Consider the following 13871-nt stretch of genomic DNA (forward strand, 5'->3'; position numbering starts at 1 on the left):
CGAAGGGCAGCGCATGTTTGGCATTTATGCTGCGTTATCTCCTATTTATGGGGAATAACCACACTTCACAGGCTCTGCCTTGCCTAAAAACCAAACATACTGCTGCAAATTCAAACGCCAAAGGTCAACACGCCCTAGTTTAAAATTAAAAATAACCCCATACTGGCAAGCGTTGTGTAATAAATATTATGTGTTTTGTAGGCAACAATAATGGCAACGATAGCTGCGCTTAAATAAGGGTTATGCCAGTTTAGGTTGAGCCCGTCTTCATTTATAAAAATAATGGGTACCCAAATAGCGGTTAGTACAGCGGGTGCGCTAAAACTTAAAAACTGCTGCATTTTAGGGCCCACTTTAAAACCAAGGCGTTGATGTAAAAATAAGTAACGAGTAAAAAAGGTAATACACGCCATTAATAATATAGTGAGCATCATAATGGGTTGTCCTTTTTTTGTGTAAGCCTTGCAGTAAAGTAGCCTGCACTCATTGCAAGTAGAGCAGCACAAACCAACCACAACTCAAACCCCGTGCTTTTTAAAACTGTGGCGCTAATACCCGCAACAATCACAGTAACCAGCGAGGCTAAATTTTTTATGCCCGGTACCACAAGAGCTATAAATGTAGCTGCAATAGCAAAGTCGAGCCCTAAATTTGTTAAATCAGGGAGCACACTTCCTGCAACTATGCCTATGAGTGTCCAAAGGTTCCATGCAATATAAAAACTAAAACCCGCGCTTAAAGCGTATATTAGGCGCGCTTTTGTTTTATAGGCTTTGCGGTGATGCGAAAAGGCAAACAGCTCGTCGGTTAGTACAAAACTTATTGGTAAGCGCCACCGTAATGGCTGTGAAATAACTTTATGGCGTACGGCTAAACCGTATAAAAAATGCCGAGAGCTAATAATAAATGTGGTAAATAAAATAGTCAGTAAAGGGGTGTTACCGGCCATTAGTTCAATTGCAACTAATTGTGCAGAACCCGCGAATACAAGTAATGACATTGCTTGTGTTTCAAAGGCACTAAAGCCATTTTGAATCGCTAAAGAGCCACATAATATTCCCCAAGGAACGACCGCCAGGCAAAGCGGGAGCATATCAAAAAAACCTTTTAATACTGCGCGTTTAGTTATATTCATTAATACAAGTAAGTAATAAGTTTGTGCGTTTAGTGTGCCATAAATAGCGCTTTATGTAATATCATTAATGCAGCGGTAGTAAAACTTTGGAATAATGGCTTTAGTATCAAAATAATGTGCCAGAGCCTGGCAACAAGTTGAGGATGTATATGCAAAGTATAAAAGTATGGGATGGCTTTATAAGAAGCTTTCATTGGTTATTAGTGATTAATATTGCTGTGCTTTACTTTAGCATTGACGAGGGCATGATTGAGCTTCATTTTGTGGCTGGCTTTTTCGCAATCGCATTAATAGTGACCCGTTTAGTTTGGGGGCTGGTGGGCAGTAAAACGGCAAAGTTAAGCGCGTTACTGCACTCGCCAATAGCAGTATTTAAAGAGTTTAAAAATCCTAGTAAAGGGGTGGGTCATTCGGCGCCAGGTAGCTACATGGTTTTGTTGTTTTTTGTACTTATTATAGTGCAGTTAGTGACCGGGCTAATGAGCAGTGATGGCATTTTGACTGATGGGCCTTTGGTTGAGTATGTGTCGAGCTCAACGGTTGATTTTGCAAATTGGCTGCACCGCCTTAATTTCGATATTTTATTTTATGCCATTTGTCTGCATGTTACTGCCATTGTTGTGTATAAAATAAAAGGAAAACCACTTGTCAAAGCAATGATCACCGGTAAACAGGCTAACAGCGAGCAAGCCACTCAAACTAATATAGATAACACGCAAGCTCCTTGGTTGGCGTGGGCTATTTTTGTTGGATTGTTAGTGCTACTGGCAGTTACGTGGGGCAAAGAACCACTTAGTTATTTGCTAAGTTAATAGCTAACAAAAAAACAAAACGGCGCATAAAGCGCCGTTTTAGTGTGTATTGTTTTAATTGTAATTAGTCTTTAAATTGCTTGTGGCAATCTTTACAGCCTTTGGCCCATGCGCCAAATGCCTTACCAATTACCGCCTTATCGCCAGATTGAGCTGCTAAAGCTAGCTTATCTGCATTGGCAGCAAAGGCATTGGCTTTTTTAACAAAGGTTGCATTATCAGACCATACATCAGCTAATGCTGCTGTATCGCCTTTATCAGTGCCTTCGTAAAACGCTTCCCATGGCATTTTAGAAAGGGCTGCTGCGTTATTAGCGCGCATTTTAAATTGCTCTGCATCAAAAGGAATTTTACCTTTTAGCATCGCGCCCATATCGCTAATTTGAACTGAAATCATAGAAAACGCAGCTTGACGGTATTCAATAGCATCACTTGGCTCTTTAAATGCAGTATTTGCAGATACGCTAAGTGTACATGTTGCTAAAGCAACCCCTGCTAAAAATTGTTTTAATTTCATGTTTTGCCCCTGTAAGAAATTATATCTACTAAATTAGACATCTTGAATCGATTACTTATTTTATTCAAGTGAAACTTTAATGTCTCGCAGCTTGTTTTCTGAATATATCATTACACCTTGTCAGTTTATTGTTAACGACTGTAAACGGTGAGTTGCTATTAATACCCCTGTTGTGTACCTTGAGTCATCATAAAAATAATTAACGAAGGAAGTTTATGAAGCATAATATTTTTAAAATGTCGGCACTTTCTGCCGCAGTAGTTATGACGCTAGCAGGGTGTGGTGGCAGCGACAATGACAATAATAGCCAAGTTGCTGTAGTAACTGATGTTGCACCAAAAGCAAGCGATGTAGCCGTTGCCGGTTTAAAGCAATGGGTACCTGTAACTGCTGAGTTTAATGCAAATGATAACGATGGCGATACACTTAGTTATACATTTACTGAAAATGGTGAAGCGGTTGAAGCGCAGGATGGCGTATATACTTTTAGCCATGGCTTACTAACTGTTGAAGGCGATACCTTTACTTACGTTCCTGTTTCAGGCGAAGACGCGGTAATTGATTACACCGCTAATGCAAATGGTAAATCGGCGTCTGCGCAATTAACAATTAGTGATATTGCGTCAGATCCTTTGGCTAATCAGCAATGGCACCTGCGTAACACAGGTCAAAAGTCGTACGCTCTAAGCGATGAAATGAAACAAGGCCTAATTGATTTATATGTCAACCAATTAGGTTACAGCGAAGAAGAAGCGCAAACTATTTTTGACGAGGATTTTGCTGAATCAGAAGCAGAAGAATTGGTTGCTGGCGAAGATATGAACGTAGCAGCTGCGTACGCTCAAGGTGTTACAGGTGCTGGCGTAACGGCGGTTGTTGTTGACTCTGGTATGGAAATTCGTCACGAAGACTTAGTTGATAACGTTTTACCAAACCGTTCTTTAAATTTAGATGTTGATGTGTTGGATCGCACCGACCCTACAAGTATGTCAAACAGTGGCGACCACGGTACCAGTGTTGCAGGCTTAATTGCAGCGAAAGGTTGGAATGGTAAGGGCGGGCGCGGTGTTGCACCAGATGCTGGTCTAATTGGCATGAACTACCTAGGTGGCGATAAAATTGAGCAAACTGATTTACTCGCGCATGGTTTCCCAGGTAGCGGCATTAGCACGTCAGAAAATATTTCTGCTTTTAACCGCAGCTACGGTATTACCTTCCCAACGTTTATTGGCTACTCAGAGCTAGATGAAGCTATCGAGTCTTACCCTAACCTTAACCTTCGTGATGGTAAAGGTGCCCTAAACATGAAATCGAGCGGTAACTCGTTTGTAGATGGTAGCGGTGAAGGGTCATTATGTGCCGATAATGGCGCAAATGAGCTAGGTCTTACTTGTTATAACGGCGCGTTTGAGCCAAGCCAAGGTCATCCATATTACTTAAGCGTTGCAGCTGTAAATGCTGATGGTACGCATACAAGCTACTCAAGCGGTGGTGCTAACTTAATGGTTTCAGCCCCTGCGGGTGAATATGGGCGCTGGGCGCCTGCCATGGTAACAACTGATCAAATGACCTGTATTAATGGGTACTCAGGCTTTAATGGTAGCTCGATTACGGCATGGGCTGCAGCATATGGTGAAGACTTTGCTGCATCGCAATACCCATTCAACTACCCAGGACATGAAGATAACGCTAGCTGTAACTATACCTCTACGTTTAATGGTACTTCTTCGGCAGCACCTAATGCGTCAGGTGTAGTATCACTGATTTTATCAGCTAATTCAGAGCTAACATGGCGTGATGTTCGTCATATCTTAGCTACTACAAGCACAGTCAACGATGCAGAAGATGAAGTTGTAACGCTAAGCGTTGGTGAAGGTGAATTTGTAGCGCATGACGGCTGGGTTGAAAATGCCGCAGGTTATAACTTTAATAACTTATATGGTTTTGGACGTGTAGATGCTGGTGCTGCCGTTGCGATGGCAAAAGAGTACGACGTAGCATTAGGTGAGCAAGTTATTACAGATTGGAGTGGTGTTGGCTCTGTTGTTGAAGAAGAGGCTCTTACGCTAGAAATCCCAGATAACAGTGCCGCGGGTGTTACACAGCAAATTATTGTTGAAGAAGAGCTAAACATTGAAGCAATGCAGTTTAAGTTTGATGTGAGCAATACTGAAATGGGCTTTGGTTTAGCGGATGGTACGCAAACATCTGCTGGTACCGATTTAGCAATTGAAGTGACGTCTCCATCAGGCACACGCAGTGTATTACTAGCGTCTAAGCAAGCTCTATTTTACCCAGCTTATAGCTTTACTAACGGTTGGAACACAGGCTATGTTTTAAAAGATGCGGTACTACTGTCTAATGCTTTCTATGGCGAGACAACAAAAGGTACTTGGACTATTCGTGTTCTTGATGCTGCAGCAGATAGCTTTGCTTTTACTGATGGTACTGATAATGGTCTTGAAGTTACAGGTATTTCAAATAACCGTGCCGCAAGCGTTTTAGAAGGCGTTTCGTTGAGAGCATTTGGTCACGCAGGTCAAGAGTAAGGAATATAGATATGAAAATGAATAAATTAGTTATTTTAGGTGCTGCTGCGTGTATTTCTCTAAGTGCAACAGCGAGTTCAGTAGCAGATAAAGAGCTGCAACTTCCAAAAAAGCCGGTAAATAGTGTGAAATACAGCAAAACCGACTTTGGCTCTTACGTTGTAGAAAAAAACTTACGTTTAGTACCAACAAGTGTTGCTGCTGATGAGTATGTTGTTTCTACCAAAGGTGAGATGGCGGTTGTTGAGTCTTCTGAGGCTTCATCGTTAGTAACAAAAGGTACACTGGTACGTAATGTCCTAACAAACAACTTAACGTCGCTTTCTGGCAATATTACTGTTTTGCTTAAAGATGGCATGAACGCAACAGAGGTAGCTCAGCTGTCTGGCTTAAAGGTAGTGTCTGTTTTCCCAGGTACTAAAATAGCGGTTTTAGCTGTTAATGAGGGTCAAGATATTTTAGCTGCTGCAGAGCAATTAAAGTCATCTGATTATACTAAAGAAGCGCGAATTGAAGTGCTAGAGACTATTTATACTGCACAATAAAATTAAAATGTTGTGATAAAAGCCCGAGAAAATCTCGGGCTTTTTTATTGCTAATCGTTAATATCAGCAAATATCATCCCTCGGCGCATACTACGTGTGGCCAAAAATACCTCGCCAAGTAACGACATAAAACCACATATTAATAAGGCCATTGCAGCCACAAAACAGCTGGCAATTGTTACCCCTAAATTAATAGACTGAATGTGTGATAAAAACAGCAGCATAACCACAGCGCATACTAGCAAGGCGCTTAGCACGCTCATACTAAAAGCAATATGAATACATCGAGAGCGTTTTAACAGGGCTCGCAGCTCTGTGGCTAGGGTTTTATTAAAGTCTTCATCGGTGCTTACCTTGAGTTTTCGCTCAAGTTGTCGCGCACGGTCAGTAATGCGGGCTAAGCGATTAGATAAAACCCCGAGCGTGGCAGCAATACCCGTAATTAAAAAGACAGGGGCGACGGCAGTCTGAATTACTTTAGCCATGGTTAAAATATTTATAACGTCGTTACTCATTCATTTTCCATAGAGAAGTTAGGTTTTGTTTACAGTGATTTACAAATCACAGAAATGGAAAAACTTATTTAAAATTAGTTTGTTGTGATGTTTTTGCGATGCTATTCCTGCAGTTTTGTAATCCACTTGTAATTGAGTTGTTGCTAGCCTGAGGGCTGTAGTTCTATATTAAAATCACAATTCTAATCACATTGAATTGAGTAAATACAATAATATAAAACTCACTCCAGGGGAAATAATGTCTAATATAACACTGAAAAGAACCGCTATTTCATCAGCTATAGGTTTAGCTATGATGTCATACGGTGCAGCCGCCGCACCTGATTTATCTAAAGGATATGTCCCAGAAACATCAAGTGTAAAAACATACTCTCAAGATAAAACCATTTCTACTAAAGCACGCTATATTATCCAGCTTGAAGACGAGCCGCTAGCAACCTACAAAGGCGGCATTGCAGGGCTTGAAGCAACCTCTGCAGCAGTAACTGGGGATAGTAAAGTTAATCTATCTTCAGCACCTGCGTTAAAGTACAGCAGCTACTTAAAAGCAAAACAAAAAAGTGTAGCGCAAGTAGCCGCATCTGTTAGCGGTGGCTCGGTTTCACATTCATTTAGTACGTTATTCAACGGTATCGTGGTAGAAGGTGAGCAAGGTCAACGTGAAAAGCTCGCTAAACTTGCGGGTGTAAAAAAAGTATTTTTAGATACTGAGTACCACACATTAATGGATGCTTCTATTGATGTGATTAGAGGCGTTGAGGCATGGCAGGCGCTTGGTGGTCAATCTGAAGCTGGTAAAGGCGTTAAAGTTGCTATTATTGACTCGGGTATTCGCCCAGAAAACCCTATGTTTTCAGATGTGGGTTTTGCAGCTGCAGAGTTTAGTGAAGAAGAAGCGGCTTACATCGCAGAAAACCCCGATTACTGTCGTATAGAGGGTGGTGAAGCCGATTTTTGTAATAATAAATTAATAGTGGCGCGTGCATTTGGCCCAACACCAAGTGATGTTCACCCTGATGAATATATTGGTTCTCCACTCGGTTACGACGGTCACGGAACGCATGTTGCTGGTACTGCTGTAGGTAACCCAATTGAAATTACTTACCAAGACAATAACGTGTCAATTTCAGGTGTTGCACCAGCGGCACAGTTAATGGCTTATAAAGCGCTTTGGCACACAGCTGATGGACGAGGCAGCGGTACTACCGTTGCACTAATGGGGGCATTAGAAGCGGCCATTAAAGATGGCGCAGACGTAATTAATAACTCGTGGGGCGGTGGTGCTGGTGGTAATCCATCAAGCAGTGCATACAGTGATTTATTCACTGCTGCAGAAGAAGCGGGTGTAGTGGTTGTAACCGCAGCAGGTAACGATGGTAACGGCGCACAAACTATTGGTTGTCCTAGCTGTATTGAGTCTGGTTTAACAGTTGCCAATACGCAAACAGGGCGTTTCTTCTCTCAGCAAATTGAAGTGGCAGGTGAAACCTATTTAAGTATTGAAGGAAGCAATGGTTTATTAACAGACCCTATTTCACTTCCTATTATTTCGGCGCAAGTGATTGCTCCTGATAATTTTGAAGGGTGTGAAGAGTTTGCTGAAGATATCTCATTTGCAGACTCTGTAGCGCTTATCTCTCGTGGTAGCTGTGCGTTTTCAGCCAAAGCTGAAAATGCGGCGAAAGCAGGTGCAACAGCGGTAATTATCCACAACAATGTTGCTGGCGGTGCAATGGGTATGTCTATGGATGACGCCACAATTCCAGCCTCAGCGATTAGTCAAGAAGATGGTTTAAGCTTGGTTGAGCTGTTAACTGCAGCTGAAGAGCCGGTTATTGCTTCACTCGACCCTAGTGTTAAAAGAACAATTCAAGAGAAATTTACTGATGCAGTAAACTCTTCAAGTTCGCGTGGTCCTAATGGTGAGCCTAGCTTCTTAAAACCTGATATTGCAGCGCCAGGTACAGATATTTTATCTGCGTACTCGCCAGATGAAGGTAATGGTATTACCTTTAATGCTATTTCAGGCACAAGTATGGCGAGCCCTCATGTTGCTGGTGCAGCAGCATTGATGAAGCAAGCTCACCCAGAGTGGAATGCGGTACAAATCAAAACGGCGCTTATGAGCTCATCTAAAATGGATGGCCTACATAAAGAAGACTTAGTAACCAAAGCTGATGCATTTGATGTAGGTGCCGGCCGATTAGATATGCCTAATGCGCTAGAGGCAGCACTTACATTTGATCATGGCTCTTACGCCGATCCAAGTTGTTTAAGCGTTTGTAGCTTCTCAAATACCGTGCAAAATATGACTGATGTTGCTGGTGAGTGGACTGCAAAAGTAGTAACCGATATGCAAGGCGCTGAAATTACGGTTTCGCCTAGCACCGTTATGCTTGGCGCGCACGGTTCTACCTCTACAGACTCTGAAGGTGCAGAAACAAGCACAGACATGGCTGAATTTAACTTAGATATTGATTCAACATTTAACGATGTTAAAGGTTGGAACTTTGGCCATGTAGTGTGGACTCATACTGAGACAGGTCAAATCGCTCACTTACCATTTGCTATCTACGATAACGAAGCAACAAATAGCAGTGTGTTTAGTGCAACAGTCGATGCCGATTCTTTAAATTCTTCTACTCCAGCAAAAGTGGGCGTGCAATTTAATAATACTCTGTTCACTGACGAGCTATCAGTAAATGTTAAACTTGATGAAAATGCAGAACTTCTTAAAGGTGCAGCCCCTGTTGTTGAAGTGACTAATGGTGCAGGTGAAGTAACATTAAGTGAAGACAATAAAGAACTAACTTGGACGGGCACATTAGGGCCAAAAGAATTTGCTATTAACAGCAGTGATTTCTTAGGTACCTTCTCATTGGCTGATGAAGGCATTGAACCACAAGCGTGTCCTGACGGGTGTGATGAGATAACCATTACGGTTGAAGCTGACTTTATTTTTGATGGGAAAGAGTACTCAGCATTTACTATCTCAGATAACGGCTTTATTGCTGTTGGTGCAGATGTAAATACAACTAACTCTTGGAGCCCTCAAGCAATGCCTAATGCACGTACACCTAATGGTGTTATTGCGCCGCTTTGGGCTGACTTTGATTTAGCCGGTGGCACGAGCGGTGGCGGTGATCTTTATGTGGCTAAATTTGATAGCGGCTATGTAGTTGTAGAATGGCATGACGTTGAGCTTTGGGGTAGTTCTTTAGGTGATAAGTACACGTTCCAAGTGATCTTAAAAGAAGGCACTGATGAAGTTCGTATGAACTACATTGATGTGCCTGCTTTACCTGCACCTTACTCAGCGGGTGTAGAGTCTGCTGATGGCAACGTAGGTGCAATGCTGGACACAGTTCCAACGGGTAATGCTATTGGTAGTGGCTACTTAGTCGATCAAATCAAAGGCGGTGTTGTTGATATTCAATATCAAGCTTTTGCAAAAGATCGCAGCCATTACACAGCTGCAGATGCAGTAGAAGTTGATGAAGAACAAACAGTGACTATTGATGTATTGGCTAATGATATGGCTGAGTCGCGTTTTGTATTTGACGCAGTAGCTTCTTCAGAAACAGAAAACGCAGAATTCTCTGCCCATAAAGGTGTAAGAATTAAAGGCAGCTTAGTGGCATCAACTGTTGAGGTGGTTTCTGCACCTGCAAATGGCTCTACAACCGTGAATGAAGATGGCACGATTGATTATACGCCAAATGCACAGTTCTCTGGTGAAGATAGCTTTACATACACAGTGCGTGAAGCATCAGGCACTAGCGCCGAAGAAACTATGGTATCAATCGTTGTTAACGATACCATTGCAGACCCTCAGCCAGTGACGCCAACACCAGAGCCTGAAAGCAATGGTTCATCGGGCTCACTAGCTTGGTTAACATTACTTGCTGCGCCGTTTGCATTTATGCGTCGTCGTAAACAAAAGTAATTTTATAACTAGCACGTTATTTTAAAGGGAGCCTCGGCTCCCTTTTTACATAGCTTCACAAACTAAATTACACCACGCTTTATTATTAGGTATATTTAATAGCACCAATAATAAAAACTATAGAGATTTCATAATGATTCGTTCTTCATTCACGCTAGCCGCGTTATCACTCGCTGTGCTAGCCGGCTGTGATAATGCGCCTAAAAGTACACCTTCAGATACAGCAACTACTATGCAAACACAACAAACAGAAAAACCAGTGAGCGCCGTGGCGCCAATTGCTAAAAAAGTACCTCATGAAATGACGATTCATGGCGATACGCGTATTGATGATTACTACTGGTTGCGTGACGACGAGCGTAAAGCACCAGACGTTATAAGTTACTTAAATGCTGAAAACGTTTATACCGAGGCAATGCTTGCGCATACTCAAACATTGCAAGATAAGTTATTTGAAGAGTTAAAAGGGCGTATTAAAAAAGACGATGACTCGGTGCCTGTTAAAAAAGGCGACTATTTTTATTCATCGCAAACGCGTGGCGAAAACGAATACCCTACCTATGTTCGCAGTAGCGATTTTAAAGGCACTGATCAGCAAGTTATTTTAGATGTAAATGCGTTGGCCAAAGATCACGACTACTTTGCTGTAAGTGGCTTATCTGTAAGTACTAACGGAAATTTAATGGCGTATGGGGAAGACACCGTTAGCCGTAGAATTTACACCATAAAGGTAAAAGATTTAACCACAGGTCATTTACTCGAAGACACGCTTGAGGGAACAAATGGCGGCGTTATTTGGGCAAACGATAATAAAACCTTTTACTACATTAAAAAAGATGCACAAACCTTACTTGGCTATCAAGTTTTTCGCCATACGTTAGGTACACCGCAAAGCGATGATGAACTTATTTACGAAGAAGCTGATACAAGTTATTACACGGGTATTAGTAAGAGCAAAGATGGCTCAGAAATATATATTTGGCACAGCAGCACCAATGCCTCTGGTATGTCGGTACTCAGCGCAGATGATAATAAAGCAAAACCTAAGCGCTTAATTGAGCGTGAGGACGACCTAGAATACAGTATTTCAAAGCTTGGCAATACGTATTACATCGTCACTAACTTAAATGCGGTTAACTTTCAGCTTATGAAGGTGGATGTAGATAAAGCGCATGATAAAGCAAATTGGCAAACGGTAATTGCGCCGCGCGATGATATTAAGCTAGAAGGCGTTGATTTATTTAAAGACTACCTTGTATATCAAGAGCGAGAACTGGGTCAGTCGCGCCTTATTGTACGCCATTTAACGACTGGAGATGAGCACACGCTAAGCTTTAACGACAGTGCTTATACCATTGCAAGCTATGGCAACAACGATATAAACAGCGACAAATTACGTGTTTATTATACCAGTATGACGACACCGGTTTCGTCGTACGATATTGACCTTAAATCGGGTGATAAAACCCTGCTTAAACAGCAAGCCGTGTTAGGTGATTTTAACGCAGATAACTATGCCTCGGAGCGTATTTTTGTAGGTGCGCGCGATGGTATAAAAGTGCCGGTAAGCTTAGTGTACCGTAAAGATGCATTTAAAAAGGATGGCACAAACCCATTACTGCAATATGGTTATGGCTCGTACGGCGCTACCATGGACCCTACTTTTTCAAGCTCACGTTTAAGCTTATTAGACCGTGGCTTTGTGTTTGCTATAGCGCATGTGCGTGGTTCGCAAATGTTAGGGCGCCCATGGTATGAAGACGGAAAATTATTAACTAAAAAGAACACTTTTAACGACTTTGTTGATGTAACCAAATCATTAGTGGCACAAGGTTATGGCGCAAAAGACGAAATATTTGCCTACGGTGGTAGTGCTGGTGGTTTATTAATGGGCGCGGTGGTTAACCAAGCACCAGAGCTATATAAAGGGGTGGTTGCAGCAGTGCCTTTTGTTGATGTAGTTACCACTATGCTTGATGCAAGCATACCACTTACTACCAATGAGTATGGTGAGTGGGGTAACCCAAATGAAAAAGAATATTACGATTACATGCTGTCGTACTCGCCGTATGATCAAGTCTCAAAGCAAGCGTATCCTAATATGTTAGTGACTACCGGTTTACATGACTCACAAGTTCAATATTTTGAGCCAGCTAAGTGGGTTGCAAAGCTGCGTGACTATAAAACAGATGATAATAAACTGCTGTTTAAAATAGATATGGAAGCCGGCCATGGCGGGGCGTCTGGTCGCTTTAAACGCCTAGAAGATACTGCGCTAAACTATGCATTTATGCTTGATTTAGCCGGTATTAAAAACTAACAAAATCAAAATTAAGTAATGTTCTAAAGGTATAGCCGTTGGCTATACCTTTATTTTTTGCGGCAAGTTAAAGCTAAACATAGTGCCTTTGCCCAGCTCACTTTGTACATTTATTTCACTGTCCATAAGTTTTAGTAACCCCTTACAAATAGCCAGCCCTAAGCCACCTTGTTGGCGCCCTTCGTTATTTGAATTTGAAGCCTGGTAATGCGGATTAAAAATAGCGTTTAGCTCATCATGCTTAATACCCACGCCGGTATCAGAAACCTGCACAAATAATTGCTTTTCATCAATACGCTTAACGTTTACAGCTATGCTGCCGCCTTTAGGTGTGTGCCTTATTGCGTTATCAATTAAATTACTTAAAACACGCTCAAGTTTTGCAATATCGGCTACAACAGGAAAATCGCAAATTGCAGGCTTTACCGTTAAGTTAAGGCCTTTTTTCTCAGCGGTTAGAGAAAACTTAGCAATGCAATCGTAAATAAGCTCACCTAAATTAAAGGTTTCTTTGTGAATGCTTATTTCGCCGTTTTCTAAATGGGCTAATTCAAAAATTTGTTCAATAAGCTGTTTAAGCTGCGCGCAGTTATTAAGGGATACATGTAAGTATTCTTGTTGCTCTTGAGCGCTTAATTGTGACCCCGACTGATTAAGCACCTCTAAAAACCCCTGCAAAGAGGCAAGGGGGGTTCTTAAATCGTGAGATAAGTGGGTAAGCAACTCTTTGCGCTGTTTATCGCTTTGCTCAAGTGCTTTAAATTGCTCGTCAATACGGGTAACCATGGCTTGAATGTTACGGCCTAAACTGTGCACTTCGTTACTTTTTTGGGTCGAATAGTTGCTGAGCTTGGTATCGGTAAGGCTGTAATTAGCTGCTTCAATATTGCTTACATCACGGGCTAATCGCTGAATAGGATTGGTAAAAAAGCGCAGTAAAATAAGCATCGCAATCAGTAAAAATGCAAGTGCAGCTCCAAGCCATAATGCGGCAAGCCATAGTTTGTCATTATTTTTAATTGTGTTTAAAGAGGTATCGTAAGCTTCACCGCCAATAATTACATACAAGTACCCTTGTAGCTTATCGTTATTAAAAACAGGCGCTACAGAGAATATTTTTTGCTGCGCTTTATTTCTTGGATCATCACCATAAATTGGCGCTGCAGCTGGGTTGTTAATCAGTTTTTTTAAGGGGGCTAAATTAATATGAGTGCGTTTAACTTTACCAGGCTTTGCTGAGTAAGTGAGGATTTTTCCGTTTTCATCTACAAAATAAAACTCAAATGCGGGGCCTAATAACATTAAGGTATGAAATAGGTTTTCTAGAGCTGCGTAGTCGTATACACCCTCTTTTATTAATGGGTTATCTTGTACTAAATGCTCAGCTAGGGCTAAGTGCAGGTTTTGCTCGCCATGATGTTTTGAGGTGAGCTCTAGTTGTTTACTCCAGCTGTAAACGAGTGCACAAATAAAGCAAAATATAACCACCAACGACACCGCTAATTTTTGATACAAAGATAGGTTCATAATAA

The 13871-nt window shown here is 41.7% G+C and carries 10 protein-coding genes; 5 read left to right on the plus strand and 5 right to left on the minus strand.

Features of this window, described 5'->3' with window-relative positions; all coding sequences use genetic code 11:
* Positions 1–134 precede the first annotated feature (134 nt).
* Both B4F91_RS01335 and B4F91_RS01340 read right to left on the minus strand, forming a co-directional pair.
* Positions 135–434: an AzlD domain-containing protein gene (locus B4F91_RS01335; RefSeq protein ID WP_004589018.1), complete on the minus strand. Its 300-nt coding sequence runs from the start codon at positions 432–434 to the stop codon at positions 135–137.
* Complete coding sequence (locus tag B4F91_RS01340) at positions 431–1135, minus strand: AzlC family ABC transporter permease (protein ID WP_096040935.1); 705 nt, start codon at positions 1133–1135, stop codon at positions 431–433. Before B4F91_RS01340 ends, B4F91_RS01335 begins: the two co-directional genes overlap by 4 nt.
* A gap of 149 nt (positions 1136–1284) precedes the next feature.
* On the opposite strand from B4F91_RS01340, the gene B4F91_RS01345 reads away from it, so the two are divergent.
* On the plus strand, positions 1285–1947 hold the full coding sequence (locus tag B4F91_RS01345) for a cytochrome b/b6 domain-containing protein (protein WP_096040936.1): 663 nt from the start codon (positions 1285–1287) through the stop codon (positions 1945–1947).
* A 64-nt stretch (positions 1948–2011) separates the two neighbouring features.
* Here the strand turns inward: B4F91_RS01345 and B4F91_RS01350 are convergent, their stop codons facing one another.
* A complete protein-coding gene (locus tag B4F91_RS01350) occupies positions 2012–2464 on the minus strand; it encodes a c-type cytochrome (protein ID WP_024032101.1) in 453 nt (150 codons plus the stop codon).
* 215 nt (positions 2465–2679) lie between these two features.
* On the opposite strand from B4F91_RS01350, the gene B4F91_RS01355 reads away from it, so the two are divergent.
* Positions 2680–5013 carry a S8 family serine peptidase gene (locus tag B4F91_RS01355; protein WP_286938628.1) on the plus strand — a complete coding sequence of 778 codons (2334 nt, stop codon included), beginning with the start codon at positions 2680–2682 and terminating at the stop codon, positions 5011–5013.
* A gap of 11 nt (positions 5014–5024) precedes the next feature.
* On the plus strand, positions 5025–5558 hold the full coding sequence (locus B4F91_RS01360) for a S8 family serine peptidase (protein ID WP_004589013.1): 534 nt from the start codon (positions 5025–5027) through the stop codon (positions 5556–5558).
* 50 nt (positions 5559–5608) lie between these two features.
* Here B4F91_RS01360 and B4F91_RS01365 read toward each other — a convergent pair whose 3' ends face one another.
* Positions 5609–6073 carry a DUF2721 domain-containing protein gene (locus B4F91_RS01365; protein WP_004589012.1) on the minus strand — a complete coding sequence of 155 codons (465 nt, stop codon included), beginning with the start codon at positions 6071–6073 and terminating at the stop codon, positions 5609–5611.
* A gap of 238 nt (positions 6074–6311) precedes the next feature.
* Here B4F91_RS01365 and B4F91_RS01370 point away from each other — a divergent pair, with 238 nt between their 5' ends.
* Positions 6312–10019, plus strand: coding sequence for a S8 family serine peptidase (locus B4F91_RS01370; RefSeq protein ID WP_286938629.1), 3708 nt, complete (start codon positions 6312–6314; stop codon positions 10017–10019).
* Between the two features lie 133 nt (positions 10020–10152).
* Positions 10153–12339: a S9 family peptidase gene (locus tag B4F91_RS01375; protein ID WP_288635338.1), complete on the plus strand. Its 2187-nt coding sequence runs from the start codon at positions 10153–10155 to the stop codon at positions 12337–12339.
* Between the two features lie 42 nt (positions 12340–12381).
* On the opposite strand, the gene B4F91_RS01380 is transcribed toward B4F91_RS01375, so the two are convergent.
* Complete coding sequence (locus B4F91_RS01380) at positions 12382–13866, minus strand: sensor histidine kinase (RefSeq protein ID WP_286938631.1); 1485 nt, start codon at positions 13864–13866, stop codon at positions 12382–12384.
* Between the last annotated feature and the right edge of the window lie 5 nt (positions 13867–13871).

The sequence above is a fragment of the Pseudoalteromonas sp. UBA6610 genome (assembly GCF_002433295.1).
GTDB lineage: Bacteria > Pseudomonadota > Gammaproteobacteria > Enterobacterales > Alteromonadaceae > Pseudoalteromonas > Pseudoalteromonas atlantica.